The organism is Streptomyces sp. NBC_01537, assembly GCF_045040445.1.
Lineage (GTDB): Bacteria > Actinomycetota > Actinomycetes > Streptomycetales > Streptomycetaceae > Actinacidiphila.
In genome coordinates this window covers 7,141,611-7,157,948 of record NZ_CP109392.1, presented here as the reverse complement: position 1 = coordinate 7,157,948, position 16,338 = coordinate 7,141,611, and the positions used below count along the sequence as shown (strand labels likewise).

The window sequence follows — 16,338 nt, the reverse complement described above, 5'->3', positions numbered from 1 at the left end:
TCCGAGCAGGGGGCGGCGGCAGGTGGGGTGGCGTGAGGAGATAGTTGCAGCGCTGGGCGAATGGATCGCGATCGAGGGAGGCGCTGGAAAGCCAGCCCGCTGGCAGCGCATTGGAAGGGCGGTCCGCACGGGCGGACCCGGTACCTACGCGGTCGATCTGCGCGGCTCTGACATCGGACCTGACCAGCTCGACGCACTGAAACTCGCTGGCCCGGAGTCGGACAGCATCGAGGCAAATGGATTCTCCGTCTCCGAAGTCGTTCAGAACGGCTCGTTACTCACGCTGAAGGTCGCCGAGTTCGCAGACATCGTGGACCCGTACTTGTGGATGCTGAAGCAGCCGCCGACCTTCCTGATCGAGGCCCTTCGTGACGGCATCGCGGGGCTGGGCGAGGCCCCGCTGGCCAGCGCCCTGGCCGCCGGAACAATCGGAGGTGAGTCCTCGCAGGCGCCCGGACCCCCTGGCTTTCATCTTGCCCAGGGAGATGCATACCGCGCCTGTCTGGGCAAGGGCGTCCGGCTCGTGTGGGGGCCACCGGGCACAGGAAAGACGACCGTACTCAAACGCGCCATCGGCGACCTCATAGCCCGGGGCGACCGGGTGTTGCTGGTTTCCGCCACCAATGTCGCCGTCGACAACGCACTGCTCGGGGTGGTCAAGGAGCAGCGGCACGGCCCCGGTGACATCGTCCGGGTCGGGCCCCCGCAGCTGCGGGAGGTGGCCGACAACCCTGAGGTGTCGCTCCCGCTCATGGTGCGTGAACGCCTTGCCGAGACCGCCGAGCGCCGCCGCAGGATCGAGAGCGAACTCGTGGCGATCAGAGCCCGCACCGCGGAACTGGCAGCCGTGGGTGCCGAGCTCGTTGGCTTCGACCCCGCCGCGTACTTCGCCGCGCTGAAGCTGTTGCGCACCCCGGGCCAGGATTTGAAGTCGGCTACCACGAGGGCGGCTGACGCGGGCGCACTGCTGTCGGGGGCGATACAGGCGCTGCAGCGGACGGAGACAGCCGTGGAGGAGACGAGCTCGCGCGTCGCGGCGACGGAGCCCTCCCGCTTGCGATGGGCCCAAGTCGACGAGATGCGGACGGAACAGGCCCGGGTCCTCAAAGCAGCGGAAAGGAAGGAAGCCGCTGCCCTGCTGAGTACTGACCACTGCCTGGAACTGCAGGCGGCATTGCAGGAGCTGGAGGGCAAGGGCGCCATGGCCAGATGGCGCGCGAAAGAGAGCATGGAGCAGCTCCGGCGACAGCTGTATGACGCCGAACAGCAAGCCGCCCGCGAGCGCCGCGAGGCAGTGAACGCCCGCGTCACCGCCAACGCCCGCCACGGCACCCTTGATACGCAGCTGGCGGACCTGAGCGCCAACATCCCGTACACGCGCGAGCACATCAGCGGACTCGAAGCAGCACTCGACTCAGCACAGTCCGCCCAGGCGGCGGCCGAGCATCAGGTGCGCGCAGTCCGACGCGAGGCTGACCTACGCGAGCAGGCCGCGCGGAGCGCCCGGGAGGCGGACGCTCTGACAGCGCACGCCGAGCAAAGGGGCTGGCCGGCCCGTCACGCGAAGGCCGAACGACTGCGGCCTCTGGTAGCTGCCGACGGGAAACGGCGCTCCGAGCTGGAGAAGCAGTTTCAGCAGGTCCAAGAGGAGTACGAGCGGCTCGCCCGCAACGCCCAGGGCGAGATCATCAAGAGCGCCAAGCTGGTGGCCACCACCCTCGCCAGGTTCCGTACGAACAAGGCGGTCTTCGAGGGCCCCTACGACGTCGTCCTGGTCGACGAGGCAGGAGCCGCGACACTGCCAGAGGTAATCCTCGCCACAGCGAAGGCCGCCCGCGCCGCCGTGCTACTCGGGGACTTCATGCAGCTCGGGGCTGTCATCCCGTCGGCGCTCAAGGACCGTGACCGGCCGGACATCAAACGGTGGCTGCTCCCTGATGTCTTCCAACACTGTGGCATCAGCGACCCGGAGGACGCGGGGCGGCATCCGGCCTGCGTCACCCTGGTCGAGCAGCACCGTTTTGGCCCCGCGGTCATGCAGCTCGCCAACGAACTGGCCTACGGAGGTGTGCTGCAGGGCGGACGTCAGATTCTGGCGCCGAGACCGCCGGACGACCCCGAGATCGTCCTCGTCGACACTGACGGGCTGCACGAACTGGCGCGGGCCCACCTGACCGGCAGCCGCAAAGGCTGGTGGGCGGCCGGCTCGCTGATTTCCAGGGCTCTGGTCGAGCTGCACCGCGAGGGCGGCGAGGAGGCCGGCATCGTCACGCCGTACGGCGTGCAGGCTGAAGCCACCCTGGAAGCCCTCCGGGACGTCGAAGCCGAAGGCCGGCCGCTGGCCGAGGTCGGTACAGCGCATCGCTTCCAGGGGCGGGAGTTCCCCATCGTCATCTTCGACACCGTGGAGAGCGCGGACAGCCGCGAACTGTGGATGGCCCGCGCCCACCGTCAGCCGGGCGCAAACGAGTGGGAGCGCAACGGTGTCAGGCTCTTTAACGTCGCTGTGACCCGGGTTCAGACACGTCTGTACGTCATCGGCAGTGGGCAGCGGATTTCCGAGGCCAGGCGCGGCACGGCACTCGCGCATCTGGCCGCCATGGTCGGCACGCCCGGCGTGCGGCGCCTCCAGGCCAATCAGCTGATCACCCCGCCGCAGGCCCCCTGCCCCCAGCTCGGCGAATTCGGCTCCGCCCTCGCAGAGGTCCTCAGCCGACATGTGGAGGTCACAGACGTCGATGACGAGCTGGCCTTCTACACCACCTTCGAGGACCAGATCCGCGGGGCGAAGGCTTCCCTGTGGCTGTGGGCGCCGTGGGTGGCGAACAGGGTCCGCAGCATCCTCCCCCTGCTGCGGGACGCGGTGCAGCGCGGAGTACGGGTCACCGTCTTCATCCGTGACGACACCGACAACCTCCAGCGCAGACCTGCGAACCAGGATCTCATCGTGGATCTGCGAGCCGTGGTGCACACGGTCGTCCCTATCAACTTCATGCACCAGAAGGTCGTGGTGATCGACGAGCGGACGGTGATGCTCGGCAGCCTCAATGCGCTCTCGCAGAGCTGGACCCGGGAGGTGATGCTGACCATGCACGGCGCGTACTTCGCTCGCAAACTATTGGCCCAGCTCAACGCCGAGGTCTTCGCCCGCCCGCCTAAATGCGCCAGGTGCGGAGGCGCAAGCATCGAGATCCGGCGCCGCACGAACGGCAACTGGTTCTGGCGCTGCTACGACACCGTCTGCAAGACGACTCCGACCGGCAGGAGCGACGCCTGGAACCGTGACATCCGACTGAGGGGGACCGGTTGAGACGGCGCTCGGGCATGGCATGCCGGTACTCCTGCGATCGGCGGAGGCTGCGGTGGCCGGGTGGCGCGGCGCGCAAGGTCATCGATCCGGTAGCCGGGAGAGAGCACCCAAGGGGTGGCAGCAGAGGCCACGACGCTGGGTATGCCCTCCCTGTTCGCCTTCGAACTACTACAGACCGCTTTGGCGCTTCAGGGCATGGGTGCGCTGGTCGATTGCGTCTCGATCTACCGACGAGAACACGGAGGGCCCGGCAAGGAGCAGCACAGGTTTTTGGGCGATCGGCATGTCAGGCACTGACTGAGCTTGGCTGATCATGTGGTCGGTGCTATGCCGTATTCATGGGGACGGGACATGGCACCGGGGACTTCCATCGGGCACGGGAGCAGATGCGCCTGACTGCGGGTCAGTTATTCGAACAGGGTGGCCGGACGGACGCAGAGATCGCACGACTGCTGGGGGTGAGCGCGCAGGCGGTACACAACTGGCATCACGCCTGGACCGCAGGCGGTTCGGACGCCCTACGGGGGCACGGGATTGCCGGCGCGCAGTGCGCCCTGGATGATGTCCAGCGCCGGGACCTGCGGGAACTCCTTCGCCGGGGAGCCAAGGACTACGGCTTCTCCACCGACGGCTGGACCTTGGCTCGGGTCCGCCGGGTCATCATCGAACGGTTCTCGGTGGTCTACGACTCGCTGTCCTGATCTGGGACAACCTGGCACGCCACCACAGCCGCTGGATGCAGCGTTCCATCGACGGCCGGGACTGGCTGACGGTCCACTACCTGCCCGCCTACGCCCCCGACCTCAACCCCGTCGAGCAGGTCTGGTCCCACCTCAAGCGCACCGCCCTGACCAACCTCGCCGCCCTCACCCTCGACGAACTGACCAAAGCCGTTCGAACAGCACTACGCCGCATCCAGCACCACCCCGCCCTGCTGACTGCATTCCTCACCCACACCGGACTCGAAATCCAGCCAGCACCAACCCGATCAGCAAACCTCAGTCAGTCGTGGCGATGATTGCGCATTATCTCCAGGAATTTATCTCCGTCAACGTGCAGCATTAGTTGCTCGCGACTTGGTAGAGAAGATCGAGTATAGGCTTCCTTGCTTCTCAGGTTACTCATCTCTATGATTGCATCCATCGACCGCACGCCGTGTTCATAGCTTGGTACCGTCAAAAATGCCTGCAGAACTCCAGGGTCTACATCAAAACCAGCACCATCTTCCGCTATGCCCTTTTTCTTGAATAGCGAATATAGGATGAGCGCCCGCCGTAGGGACACAGATGCTTGAGGGCCACCACGAGATCCGGATGAGGCATTTATTCCATATATGTCTACGTAGCCCCGTAGGCGACTTAGGAAGTCATTGCCTTTAACACCCTCCCCCTGAGTTTCTTTCGCTGATTTCTTGAAGCTTTCGAATGTTTCACTAGTGCCTCCAGCGAATACAAATATGGAGGGGCCGATCAGATGAGTTTGCTCCTCCTGTTGAAACTTGCCATCCTGTATGGGGGCGAGGAAGTATCGCAGCCAGCCCAATGACTGCTTTCGCAATGGAGAGTCGAATTCATCCCACAGCACTAGGGGAACTTGACCGTCGAGGGCGATATCACGTACCTGATGAAGGGCTCCGATTAGCTCGGATGCTGAGTTAAGTTGTGAGAGGTTGAACTCCAGAGGAGTGAGAAGGCCATTCTCCCTATCCTCGCCCTTCATCCAAGGCTCAGCGAGTTGCTTAATGGCATAACCCTTGCCAGCTCCGGGGGCGCCGAAAACTGCAATCGCAAGCGGTTTGGCATCAAAGCGCGGATTCCTACAGTAAGTGTCGATTAGATTGTATATCTCATGAAGAGACTCGATTTCCTCATGGTCGACAGTAACTAGCTTGCCGAAGCATCCGACAGGTATGTAGTCTGGAAGCCCGGACTTCCCCTTTCGAGCGACCTTATGCCCGTCAAAATCAGACGCGGACAGTATCGGCGGATAGTCCTCCTTTTTGATTCGCGGCGGCCAATTCCTCTGCTCCGGAGGCGTTACACACAATTGACTATGCAGCTCATGTTCTTCCACCTTCTCGAAAGTAGTATCAAAGAAGGAGAAGTGTCGCGATTTTTCATTCGGATGGGGGACATTGAATCCCGTCTCGTAGATTTTTTGCATTGCGACAAGGCCCCGCTTTATTGCCCGCCCGTGATCCGGATTGCTTCCGTATTGTGTCAGCTCGCTGGCAACAGCAGCACAAAGCGCACTTCCATACCCGAACATCATGCCGTCGTTATGTGAATTGATCCACTCTCGCTCCATGAGTTCACGATTATAGACCAATTGCCAATTAAATGCATCTTCGCCCAGGTGCTCATCATGCTGGATTAGCATCACGCCACTAGGCCCAAAGGAAACAAAAAGACGCGGGCACGCCCTAAGCGTCCGTAGCTTTTCATGATTCCCGACCTCATATAGAACATCTTGCGCCGATTGGTCCCAAGACAGACCCCTGCCAATCTCCGCCTCCGCATCGCGCATCCTCGCCACAGAGGTAACGACGATCAGTTTTTCCTTCAGCCATCTTTCATTTGACTCAAGGAGCCTCCGCACCTTGTGCCAAAGCGTGCCGTCTTGGCCGTCCTTGAGGTCGTGACTCATCTTCAGTACAACCCACTTGCAGGAATCGCCTCTTGCCAGTTGGAGCACCTCACCCCAATGGCGTTCGTCTTCACGGAAGCCGAGGTTCGCATCATCAATGACGATGACACTGGCATTGTCATCATCATTGATCGGCGTGAATGTCAAATCTCCTGGCTTCGGTTGCTTGCTTTGGCGTCGGAAGCCCAAGAATTGATCAATACGAGAGACGCCAGAGTCATACTCGTGAAGGTTCGCAAACGAGTGATTGTATTGACTCTTGTAAGCAGTAATTCTGTCTTGTCTCGGAAGTGCCCGACACTTCACCTTTATATCTTGTCCCGCGTATTTCAAGGCCGCCCTGGTCAGTGCAGCCAACTGAAATACGCCACCAGCGTGCCAATACAGTCTGACGTCGACGTGGAGGCGCTCATCCGGACTTCGAGTGACGTACTTGCCCTCTGGCTTCACGGCCCAGTCAATGGTTTGATCGCCAGTCACCCATACGCTTTGGGTTGGGGTTATTGGAGCAAACGGAACTACCACGGACCCTCACCTACTCCAGGCTGGACTGGGAAAGGGAAACGCGCCACAGTGCACGCCCTACTTCCAGTCAACGATGCCTAGTACGGCCTGTCAACTCAGGACGTTGATGCAGCCGATGAGCAGTGTCCGCAGGCGGCGCGCCAGCTTATGCGTACTCAGCCATGATGAGAGCGTAGGGGTCTGAGGTTTGCTGATCGGGTTGGTGCTTGCTGGATTTCGAGTCCGGTGTGGGTGAGGAATGCAGTCAGCAGGGCGGGGTGGTGCTGGATGCGGCGTAGTGCTGTTCGAACGGCTTTGGTCAGTTCGTCGAGGGTGAGGGCGGCGAGGTTGGTCAGGGCGGTGCGCTTGAGGTGGGACCAGACCTGCTCGACGGGGTTGAGGTCGGGGGCGTAGGCGGGCAGGTAGTGGACCGTCAGCCAGTCCCGGCCGTCGATGGAACGCTGCATCCAGCGGCTGTGGTGGCGTGCCAGGTTGTCCCAGATCAGGACAGCGAGTCGTAGACCACCGAGAACCGTTCGATGATGACCCGGCGGACCCGAGCCAAGGTCCAGCCGTCGGTGGAGAAGCCGTAGTCCTTGGCTCCCCGGCGAAGGAGTTCCCGCAGGTCCCGGCGCTGGACATCATCCAGGGCGCACTGCGCGCCGGCAATCCCGTGCCCCCGTAGGGCGTCCGAACCGCCTGCGGTCCAGGCGTGATGCCAGTTGTGTACCGCCTGCGCGCTCACCCCCAGCAGTCGTGCGATCTCTGCGTCCGTCCGGCCACCCTGTTCGAATAACTGACCCGCAGTCAGGCGCATCTGCTCCCGTGCCCGATGGAAGTCCCCGGTGCCATGTCCCGTCCCCATGAATACGGCATAGCACCGACCACATGATCAGCCAAGCTCAGTCAGTGGATAAATGCCTCTGTTGACGCAGCTCAACCTGGCATAGGATCCGCATGGCGACCGTGAGTGTCTGTCGGCACTGCATTGCGCCGCTAAGGGGGGAAACACGCTCGATGTCAGCGGAGTTCGCTGGTGAGCCCGATTTCGAGACGCTTCGGCGCATCGAGCTAGAGCAGCGCGAACGGCGCCGTATCGCTCGGGAGAGCGGTGAGATACCGGGACTTCGCGCGCGCCGAAGGGCTGTCCTGCCGGTGGCCGTTGCCGCGCCTGTGCCCACGCCCGCGCCAGTGGAAGTGCCCGCGCGGATCGCCACGATCCTGGACCGTGTTGCCGAGCAAGTCGGTGAGCCAAACCTGTTTGCAAAGGCTTTGGCCAGTGCCGACAGGCGGACCGACCCTCTGTCCGTTATCGCTGAGACCATGCGGGAACACGTCTCCGGGCTTGCTCCACTCATCGCACTCGGCCACGTTGCCGACCTCACCGCAGCCGGGGTCCCCCTGCTCAGTGAGAACGCCTGGGAGCGCGCTGAAGCCGTCCTCACGGCTCGGCTCCCCGGGCCTCCGATGGATCCGATGCACCTTGATGCGTGGCAACTCCACCTGGAGGCCACGGAGGCGGCCGGGACACCTGCCGCGCTTTCCACTGAGGCGTGGCAGCGGCTCGTACACGCACTCCCTCTGCCCATCGTCGACGACCTCATCGACAACGGCACGCTCAGCGAGAAGGTGCACCCAGCCGACTGGCCTGACAGGGACGCCCGTACGCGCTACGTGGTCGCCCGACTGGCCCCCGACAAACTTGATGACCATGATGTCGAGGCGTTGGAATGGACTGACGAAGCGCGCAGACGTGTCGTGGCCTCCAACACGACCATCGCCCTGATCAACGGTCGGCACGACCAATGGAGTCTGCGTGCGGCGCTGTTGGAGGGGGAAATCACCGCACTCGACCACGTCCAGTCTTTTGCGGACGAGGACTTTCCCTTTGAAGTCGCCCAACTGGTCCGGGCTCTCCAGGCCATCCGACGCGGAACGCCTGTCGAGCGGCAACTCGGCAACGACCGGGGATTGTTCGGAGTGCTGGAGGACTGCGTACCGCAGGACCGGCTGATCTCCGGTCGGACTGCATTCCATTACTGGGCCGGGACTCGACGCATGTACCGGCTCCTTGACGAGGCCCACTGGGCGATGGCTGCGGAGCCTGTCACGGCCCCGGACGTGCTGCGCGGAGTCATCCAGCAGGCCACTGCGCTGCGCAACGAACAGGACAGCGCAACAGCCGGACGCGCCGACAGGGAAGCACGTGCCGTCATCGCGTATGTCTACTTTCTGACCGCTCGCCCAGGTGACCGCGACCGGCTCGACCAGGGTGTCGGGCTGCTCGAAGAGATTCTCAAACGTGGCGCTGGGAGGCGCACCGGGGTGGATCGCGAGAGCCGCCGCCGGATGAACCGTCTCAGCCAGTTGTTACAGGCTCTGCGCCACAAATCCAAGCCGCACGATGTACTCAATCCGTATCTGGCCCTGTCTGTCGAACACGGCTCGACCGAGTGGCCGCACGGCTGGCGGAACCTGCGCACCCAGGTCCCCACAGAGCAACTGGAGTACATCAACGCAGCCAAAGACCGTATCCGACGGCTGGAGACGGCCCGGCGACTCGGTAACGAGGCCGAAGAGCTGTATGAGCTGCCCCTCGACAAGCGCTTCCTGTGGGTTCCTCGCGACCAGTCACCGTTGCTTCAGCCCCGAGCGCACCCGTTGGAACGCCGCACAGACGCCAGCACTCCAGAAGACCAGCAGTGGACCGCCTCTGAGGCGGCCCGGGAAATCATCGACCGAGCGCCAGAACAATGAGGAACAACCGCTGATGGCCAAAGGGCAGAAGCAGCAGGGCACTCCGATTCCCCTCTTTCAGGGGCTTCGTGATCGGCCGAAGCCGCGCGTGACGCGGCCGGGCAGCGGCCCGGACCTCCCCAACAGGAGGACGGACAACCGTCTGCTTGGGACGGGTGCCGAGGATGGAGACGACGGTGCCAGTCACGACGGCGAACGCACCCACATGCCAAGCGACGCTCTGGCCGACCCAGAGGTGTTCTTCGAGAGGATCAGCGAAAAGCTTGCACTGCGGGTGGACAAGGCAGCGTCCAAGGCGGGTTTGAAGGCTTCCCAGGAACTCTCCCTGAAGCTCAGGGAAGAACTGGATGACGCTATTCGCGAGGCCATGTCCACGGCCGACAAGGTAGGCACTCTGGTGCGCCAGGCAGTCCAAGCGGCCGTCGACGATGCCCTCCGCACTGCCGTGCTGGAGGCGACACGCGTACGGGAGCAGCAACTCTCGCAACTCGCACTCATCGACCGCACTGCTGCCGCCGCACAAGACCTCGCAGCCGTGCGCTTGCGCATCGATGCGGAGCTGAAGCGGTCCGGTCTGGAGCGCGTCTTGACGCTGGACAACCTCGCGCCATTCGACGTCGTGAATCCCGGAGAGCACAGCGACAGCAGCGCGTTCGAGCTCCTTGTACCTGCATACGTTGAGACGTCGAGCGGCCGTGTCGTGCAGCGTGGCGAAGTACGACAACTTCCGATGGATCGCTCGGACGAGGTGAAGGACAACGCATGACGTTCGGCATCGACTTCGGTACCAGCAACTCGGTCGTCGCCCGGTGGACGGGCCACGGGACTGAGGTGATCCGGGTGGACAGTGAGGGGCTGCCTGCCGAGTGGAACCGGCCGGGCTTCGATGAGCTCTTCCCCTCCGTCGTCTCGCTGCGCGACCTGCAGAAGACCTTGTGTTTTGGGTGGTCTGCGAAGTGCGGCACCGCTGCGCCGCAGGACGCCGTAAAACGCATGCTCGCCTCCAAGCCCCGCGCCACAGACGACGAGGAAGAGCGTGTGCGGAGCACGCTGCCCGAAGAACATGAGGTCTGGTTGGGTGAGGAGCCCTACCGCAGCACGACGGTCGCCGCCGCCCTCTTCGACCAGATGCGGGCGGGCGTCCGTCGGAACCTGCGCGAGATGGACGAGGCGGTCGTCACCGTCCCTGCCAACGCGACCGGAGCGGCTCGCTACCGGACCCGCGCCGCCGCGCGCCTCGCCGGCATCAAGGTCAAGGCCCTCATTAACGAGCCGACCGCAGCCGCCATCAACTATGCACACGACTACCCAGGCGAGGGGTGCTTCCTCGTCTTCGACTGGGGCGGTGGCACGATTGACGTCACGGTGCTCGAACATTACGACGGTATCTTCGACGAGATCGCTTCCCGGGGCATCACAGCGCTGGGCGGCCTTGAGTTCGACGAAGCCCTGGTGCGGTTGGTCCTCCCGAAGCTTGGGCAGCGACCCGAGCATCTCACGCGCGCAGAAGCCCGCCGCTGGCGTCGCCATGTCGAACTCACCAAGATCGCGTTGTCCCATCCCGGCACCTCCGAAGTCCTCTTCGAACCTCCTGGCGGGCTGAGACCTGTCATCATCCACCGCGAAGAGTTCGAAGCAGCCGTGGAACCTCTCGTCCGGCAGGCACTGATCCCCTTGGAGGAATGTCTCCAAGATGTCGGGCTGTCCCCTGAGGCGCTCGATGCCGTACTGATGATCGGTGGCACGTCCCAGATTCCCCTGGTACGTCGGGAGGTCGAGCAGGCACTTGACCGCAAGGTCGTGGACGCTCGGCTATGCAACCCAATGACAGCCGTCGCCCGTGGTGCTGCCATCACGGCCGCCGAGATCGACGGGCTCGTGCCCGGAACCACGATCTCGGTCGCTGCCAGCCATGATCTGGGCCTGGCTTTCCAAGCTGGCGGTCGCCGCGGCTTCGCCACTCTGATCCCCCGATATTCGACCCTTCCTTCGCGAGGCAGCCGCAGCGCCATGCCGACCGTCCGTGGCGCCTCCAAGGTTGTCCTTGAAATCGTCGAGGGCGACAGCGCAAGGGCTGCGGACGACGAACGAACCTTTCCCCTGGCACGCCTCGAACTGCCAGTGCCGCAACCGGACGCCGATCCCACCGCCAACCTCTTCGACGTCGACTACCGCTACGACCGCAACGGCATCCTGAAAGTCCGGGTCGTTCTACGGCATGGCGGGCGCGAAATCCTCAACGAGGAACTCGACTGCTTCGGTCCTGACGGAACGCCGATCGAACGAGGACTCGACCGCGAGCTGGAGCGCTTGCTGCGACGCGTAACGGAGCCGGCCTACTCTCCTGGACCAGCGGTCACAGGTACGGCCAGCGACATCACGGCCGGAGGCCATGAGGCGGGGCCCCCTGCCATACCCTCCCTCGTCATCGACGGTAGAGGCATCATGACGGCGGGCCGGAGTGCAGCCTCGCCGCGCCCTCCGAGCTATGCGCTACTCGGCTCCGCACTCGCTGTAATCAGGAAACGATTCCCAGACCGTCGGCTGGTCACGGTCATCGGCACGGACGTTGCTGACATGGTCGAGCACCACGAGCGGGACATACTCGACCGAGCTATCGCAACAGGTCACGTGATCGCTGTGCCGTCCATGTCGGCACAGGCGGTCCTCAACGTCGCGGGTCAGCTCAGTGCCCCCGTCGTATCGATGGAGAACCTAATGCGGCTCCGCACGCCGTATCCATGGCTCGCCGAGAAAGGTCGCTTCATCCAGCTCGCGCGTGTGGAAAAGGAATGGCTGTTTCCCTGATCGGTCGGGGCAACCCGATCCCCTCCAAGCTTCATCACCCGTGCGGCCAGCTTCTGGGTCGCTCAATGGGTACGAGAGCCCGAGCTTGCGCGGAGTCGCTCTTTGACAGGACCGGGGCGAAGGGGTTGGGCCGCACTGCTCCAACGCGGAGCCGACCGTCACGTCGTCCAGGATTTCCACGGCATCAGACCGGCGGCGAGGAGACGCCGGGCCGCGGCGATGTTGAGGTGGTCGTAGAGGTGCTGCGGGCTGGCGAGCGATTCGCGCTGCGTGCGTATTCGGTCTGCCACCAGGATGCGGCCCAGGGACCGCAAAGAACGGCCCCATCCGACGAGCCGCCCGATCATGTTCTGGGGCTATGTCGGTGCCTGCGCATAGCGTTGTCCCTGTCCACCCCGAGAGCAGGGAGCAGGAATGTTCAATCGCGACGTGAACTACCCATGCGCTGTCGCCAGCTATGACGCCGAGGGGGTGGGCGCGGCCATCGACTGGTGCCGTGAGCACATGGAGGACGGTGACACGCTCACCGTGTGGACCAGCCTCCAGTCCAACCTGCGCAACTGTTCGGAGTTGGAACAGCTCGTAAACCGGCGCTCCAACGTTGAGCACATCACCGGCAGAGGTGGTGGGTTCATCCGTGGGAGCGGTCCTGTGATTATGGCCTGGCCGGACATGGCAGACATCGGGAAGCTGGTGCAGTACGGCGGCCATGGCATCCGGGGGCTTTGCATCATCACGTACAACGAAGATGAGATGAGGCCATGGGTGACAGCCGTGAGGCCTTCGATCCTGGGCGACGGCTCGGCGTGGGAAGAGTTGACGCCTGTGCTCGACTCTGTCGTCGTCGAGGCATTGAAGAGCCTCACGTTGACGGTCAATCACAACAACACCATCTCGGCGGGTTTCGAGAAGGACCTGGTCGTGAGCAGCCTCCTTGCGTTGCACGATGCCGGCCTACGGATGGACGGTGAGGCCATGCAGGGGTGGGCGCTCGCAAATGGGTGGTCGGGGAAGAACCCCGAGCGATTGGCCAAGTATGTGGAGGACATCAACGCAGGAAAGCGTCCGCGATGCAGCCGAGTGCTCCGTCCGGACTACGTCGACGATCTTCGACGCCGAGCCGCAGACGGCGCATAGGGCCGCTTACTTGACCTCCCGGTGCTGACGAATGAGTGCAAGTGATGAATGGCCCACGCGGCAGTGCAGCGGATCTGTGGCGACTTCCGCGTACGCATCTTGTAGCCCCCTGTGAAGGCCCGATGGGTCGCACTGATACTCGGCTACCAGGTACCAGCGCAGCGGATCAACACCGGATCATTCACCCACCCACAAATACATCGGAAGTGCCGAGGCGCCAGTGCTGCCGAGGCGTTTGATGGATCATCGGCGGTTGGGTGGTGCCGTTCTGCCGCTCTACATGTAGTAGGCGTAGCGAGTGGCGATTCGGGCGTCGGTCGGCACGTGCTTGAGAATGGAACCGACCCGGTAGGCGGTGCGCAGGGTGAGCGGGTCGCGTTCGTCGAGCTGGGCGTTGTTCCAGTTCATCTTGGACAGGGCGAGTATGTCGGTGCCGGCGACCAGCAGATCGGTGCCCTGCGATGCGGGCCGGATCAGCAGCGGCTGGGGGACGTACATACCGGGATAGGTACGGAAGTACGGCACCGAGCCGCGGGTGTACAGCAGCAGCGAGCGCGCGTCCAGCTTGACCGTGGTGCCGCGCAGCGGTGGGAGTTGCTCGGTGCGGTAGAGGTGTGGGGCGCCGCGCCGCTGAATCCACAGCATGTCGACATGGTCGATGTCGCGGTTGTCGGCGGCTTCGTGGAAGCCGCCGATCTCGCCGGGGGTGAAGTTCGAGGTCTTGTGCACGACGATGCGCGCGGGCTGGTGGCCGTGAGCGCTGCGGTACTCGGCCAGCGCGTCCAGCAGTAGCCGGCGGGCGTCGGGGAGCTCCAGGTGGGGCTGGAGGTCGTTCTTGGAGATCTGCGCGGTGCCGCCACGTACGACGACGCCGTCGCCGCGCTCGTTGAACACCTGGGCGACGGCGGTGTGCAGTTCCTGTCCGTTCGCGGTGCGGTAAAAGCTGACGCCGACGTAGCAGGTGGCCAGGTCGGAGCTGTGGCGCTGCATGCGCCAGGGTGTCCCGCCGGCCTTGTAGTACAGGGCGGTGTGCAGGTTCCAGGCCCTGGTGGCCTCGTCCTGCAGGGGCCGGGCGGCCTGCCCGCCGGTCCTGGCCGGGATCCCGGTCCAGGTCTCCTTGCGCATCAACTGCAGCGGCGCAGGCAGCGTGAGTGCGGTGGCTTTGAGCAGGTCGTGAAAATCACCTCCGGCCTGACGCTCGTCCTGCTCCTCCCCGTGTTCGGCCGCGCCCTCAGTCGACGGCGGGCGGTCTTCACGGTCGTTGAGCTCGTCGGGGCGGGCGCAGATCACGACCCGGCAGCGTCCGGTCTCGGCCAGCGACCGGGCGGCGTCGGAGTAGATTTCGACCGCCTCGGCAGTGGCGGATGCGATGTCGGCGCGGGTCAGGCGGCGCAGTTGGCGTTCGGGGATCTCGCGGACAAGGGCGTCGTCGAAGACGAGTTCGGCGCCGAAGGGGGAGTCAGCTCTGAAACCGGGAAACGGCTGGTGCAGGTTCTCCTGCCCGGGTTTCGTGTCTTTGGCGTCGATCCGATCCTGGCAGCGCTGCAGCCAGCGCCGGATGCCATCGACTGCCTGGGCTGGGCCGACCAGGGCGATCGGGATCTGGTGTGGCGCGGTCGGGGAGTCGGCGTCGGCAGGGCCGTACACGCTGATGCCATAGCGGGGGTCGATGTGCCGGTTTCCGGCGCGGAACTCCAGCTCCGGCTCGTGCAGCACGTGCGCTCTCATCGCGGCAGCTCCCACAGCCCCTCGGTCAGCCCGTTCACGCTCGGCTTCGGGGCGGGCTCTTGCGGAATCCAGACCGTCTCGTCGATCGCGGCATCGCAGTCCAGCTCCAGGAGCTGGCCGAACCGGATGCGCTCATCCCGGCTGTTGAACAGGGTGTCCTCGCCTTGCAGATAGTCGGCCCAGGCGCGCACGAGCTGGTAGACGGCGTTGTTGCGCTCGATGCGCTTGATCTTCTTGACGTACTCGGCGTCGTACAGCGAGTCGCGTCGGCCGTCGATGGTGAAGTGGTAAGTGGGGTTGATCTCCAGGAACCACTGCTCGGCCCAGCGGCGGAAGTACAGGCTGGCGGCGTAGTGACGACAAAAGCTGATCTTGGTTTCGTCGTCCTTGCCGAAGTACGGGGTGAAGAAGCTGCGCCCGCGGCTGCCTCGATAGCGGCCCTTGATTCTGCGGTTGGAGCGGTCCGGCGGGGCCTGCATGTAGACGACCTTCTTCTTGGGATGCCAGACCAGCTTGGGATGATGCGCGGAACGCAGAGTGAAGTTCAACAGGGACACAAAGCGCCGCTGGAGGTCGGGGTCCTCGGTGGTCGCCCAGGTCTCGGTCGGGACGGAGGTCACCGGCCCGTTGCACAGCACGGCCAGCGGGCCCTCGTCCAGTCGGCGCAGTGAGAAGATCCGCCCGGCGGCCAAGAGGAAGCCGCTCTCGAATTTGTTGCCGTTCGAGCGCATCCGCTCCCAGGCATCGCCCCGGTCGCGGCACGGCGTCGACGCCTCGTAGATAAGCGGGGCGAACTCCTCGACAGGGAGCAGGTTCGAGACCAGCCGCTCGCTTCCCTCAAGCCGCGGCAGCGGCTCCCCGACCGGCACGCCCAGGGCCGACAACTGGCTGAAGGCGTCGGGGTCGAAGCGGTCTGCGGTCTTGTTGAACTGGACGACACGCCGTGCCTTGCGTTCGGGGTCGGCGAACCATGTGTCGACACGCTTCCACCACGCCTGCTGGCTACGGAGGTCCACGCAGATCAGCACGACCGGTCGGCTGAGGCGAAGCCAGTAGGCGATGTGGTCGGCCTTACAGGTGAACTTGAATTCGGTCGCCGTCTCGCCTGCGAATCCGACCTCTGTGGCCTTCACCTGGGCTACGACGGCGACCCCGGTGACTTCCCTGTCCGTGTCCACGAACTCGATCTGTCCGTCGATCGCGAAGTCGCGACGGGTGTCGTTCCACACGTGGCCGACATCGGAGACGGCCTTGTCAACGAATGCCTCGCCCCGGTAGCCAGCCCGCTGCTGAACGCTGCGCTTCGGCATCCGATCACTGCTCCGACAACGGCACAGGCGTGTGCGCCGCAGCCCGGTTGTACCTGGTAGGCCGACGCCGTGCGCCTTTGTGCCCCGCCATGCAGTGATCCTTCGCTGTCAGCTGTGGTGCGAGTCAACCCAGCATAG

13 protein-coding genes are annotated in these 16,338 nt (G+C 64.1%); 7 read left to right on the top strand and 6 right to left on the bottom strand.

Translation table 11 applies throughout. The annotated features are described in order from the left end of the window. Positions 1-22: 22 nt before the first annotated feature. From OG607_RS32985 to OG607_RS32975, 3 genes are all read left to right on the top strand, one after another. Complete coding sequence (locus OG607_RS32985; protein ID WP_405731178.1) at positions 23-3,310, top strand: AAA domain-containing protein; 3,288 nt, start codon at positions 23-25, stop codon at positions 3,308-3,310. A 338-nt stretch (positions 3,311-3,648) separates the two neighbouring features. Next, positions 3,649-4,011 carry a helix-turn-helix domain-containing protein gene (locus OG607_RS32980; RefSeq protein WP_405731177.1) on the top strand — a complete coding sequence of 121 codons (363 nt, stop codon included), beginning with the start codon at positions 3,649-3,651 and terminating at the stop codon, positions 4,009-4,011. Positions 4,012-4,046: 35 nt separating this feature from the next. After that, positions 4,047-4,328 carry a transposase gene (locus OG607_RS32975; RefSeq protein ID WP_405731175.1) on the top strand — a complete coding sequence of 94 codons (282 nt, stop codon included), beginning with the start codon at positions 4,047-4,049 and terminating at the stop codon, positions 4,326-4,328. Here the strand turns inward: OG607_RS32975 and OG607_RS32970 are convergent. The 3 genes from OG607_RS32970 to OG607_RS32960 form a co-directional block, all read right to left on the bottom strand. Then, positions 4,313-6,436 carry a hypothetical protein gene (locus OG607_RS32970; protein WP_405731173.1) on the bottom strand — a complete coding sequence of 708 codons (2,124 nt, stop codon included), beginning with the start codon at positions 6,434-6,436 and terminating at the stop codon, positions 4,313-4,315. The two genes, OG607_RS32975 and OG607_RS32970, sit on opposite strands and share 16 nt — an antisense overlap. 200 nt (positions 6,437-6,636) lie before the next feature. Then, the gene (locus OG607_RS32965) at positions 6,637-6,927 is read right to left on the bottom strand and encodes a transposase (RefSeq protein ID WP_405731171.1); all 291 of its coding nucleotides are present in this window, start codon (positions 6,925-6,927) and stop codon (positions 6,637-6,639) included. Positions 6,928-6,962: 35 nt separating this feature from the next. Beyond that, the gene (locus OG607_RS32960) at positions 6,963-7,277 is read right to left on the bottom strand and encodes a helix-turn-helix domain-containing protein (RefSeq protein WP_405731169.1); all 315 of its coding nucleotides are present in this window, start codon (positions 7,275-7,277) and stop codon (positions 6,963-6,965) included. 200 nt (positions 7,278-7,477) lie between these two features. Between OG607_RS32960 and OG607_RS32955 the strand changes: the two genes are divergently transcribed. From OG607_RS32955 to OG607_RS32945, 3 genes are read left to right on the top strand one after another with little or no spacing between them, the layout of a single operon-like run. Further along, positions 7,478-9,217 (top strand): hypothetical protein, encoded by a 1,740-nt coding sequence (locus OG607_RS32955; RefSeq protein ID WP_405731167.1) that lies wholly within the window; start codon positions 7,478-7,480, stop codon positions 9,215-9,217. 13 nt (positions 9,218-9,230) lie between these two features. Further along, positions 9,231-9,983: a hypothetical protein gene (locus OG607_RS32950; RefSeq protein ID WP_405731166.1), complete on the top strand. Its 753-nt coding sequence runs from the start codon at positions 9,231-9,233 to the stop codon at positions 9,981-9,983. Then, complete coding sequence (locus OG607_RS32945) at positions 9,980-12,025, top strand: Hsp70 family protein (RefSeq protein WP_405731164.1); 2,046 nt, start codon at positions 9,980-9,982, stop codon at positions 12,023-12,025. Before OG607_RS32950 ends, OG607_RS32945 begins: the two co-directional genes overlap by 4 nt. A 158-nt stretch (positions 12,026-12,183) precedes the next feature. Here OG607_RS32945 and OG607_RS32940 read toward each other — a convergent pair whose 3' ends face one another. Next, on the bottom strand, positions 12,184-12,315 hold the full coding sequence (locus OG607_RS32940; protein WP_405731162.1) for a hypothetical protein: 132 nt from the start codon (positions 12,313-12,315) through the stop codon (positions 12,184-12,186). 124 nt (positions 12,316-12,439) lie between these two features. Between OG607_RS32940 and OG607_RS32935 the strand changes: the two genes are divergently transcribed. Then, the gene (locus OG607_RS32935) at positions 12,440-13,162 is read left to right on the top strand and encodes a hypothetical protein (protein ID WP_405731160.1); all 723 of its coding nucleotides are present in this window, start codon (positions 12,440-12,442) and stop codon (positions 13,160-13,162) included. 276 nt (positions 13,163-13,438) lie between these two features. Here OG607_RS32935 and OG607_RS32930 read toward each other — a convergent pair whose 3' ends face one another. Continuing rightward, the gene (locus tag OG607_RS32930) at positions 13,439-14,890 is read right to left on the bottom strand and encodes an argonaute/piwi family protein (RefSeq protein WP_405731158.1); all 1,452 of its coding nucleotides are present in this window, start codon (positions 14,888-14,890) and stop codon (positions 13,439-13,441) included. Next, complete coding sequence (locus OG607_RS32925; RefSeq protein WP_405731156.1) at positions 14,887-16,200, bottom strand: DUF4365 domain-containing protein; 1,314 nt, start codon at positions 16,198-16,200, stop codon at positions 14,887-14,889. Before OG607_RS32925 ends, OG607_RS32930 begins: the two co-directional genes overlap by 4 nt. Between the last annotated feature and the right edge of the window lie 138 nt (positions 16,201-16,338).

Excerpts from the sequence above, each read along its gene's own strand:
- OG607_RS32980 (WP_405731177.1), top strand. The coding sequence starts at position 3,649 with ATGGGGACGGGACATGGCACCGGGGACTTCCATCGGGCACGGGAGCAG.
- OG607_RS32975 (WP_405731175.1), top strand. The coding sequence starts at position 4,047 with ATGCAGCGTTCCATCGACGGCCGGGACTGGCTGACGGTCCACTACCTG.
- OG607_RS32965 (WP_405731171.1), bottom strand. The coding sequence starts at position 6,927 with ATGCAGCGTTCCATCGACGGCCGGGACTGGCTGACGGTCCACTACCTG.
- OG607_RS32960 (WP_405731169.1), bottom strand. The coding sequence starts at position 7,277 with ATGCGCCTGACTGCGGGTCAGTTATTCGAACAGGGTGGCCGGACGGAC.
- OG607_RS32955 (WP_405731167.1), top strand. The coding sequence starts at position 7,478 with ATGTCAGCGGAGTTCGCTGGTGAGCCCGATTTCGAGACGCTTCGGCGC.
- OG607_RS32950 (WP_405731166.1), top strand. The coding sequence starts at position 9,231 with ATGGCCAAAGGGCAGAAGCAGCAGGGCACTCCGATTCCCCTCTTTCAG.
- OG607_RS32945 (WP_405731164.1), top strand. The coding sequence starts at position 9,980 with ATGACGTTCGGCATCGACTTCGGTACCAGCAACTCGGTCGTCGCCCGG.
- OG607_RS32935 (WP_405731160.1), top strand. The coding sequence starts at position 12,440 with ATGTTCAATCGCGACGTGAACTACCCATGCGCTGTCGCCAGCTATGAC.
- OG607_RS32930 (WP_405731158.1), bottom strand. The coding sequence starts at position 14,890 with ATGAGAGCGCACGTGCTGCACGAGCCGGAGCTGGAGTTCCGCGCCGGA.
- OG607_RS32925 (WP_405731156.1), bottom strand. The coding sequence starts at position 16,200 with ATGCCGAAGCGCAGCGTTCAGCAGCGGGCTGGCTACCGGGGCGAGGCA.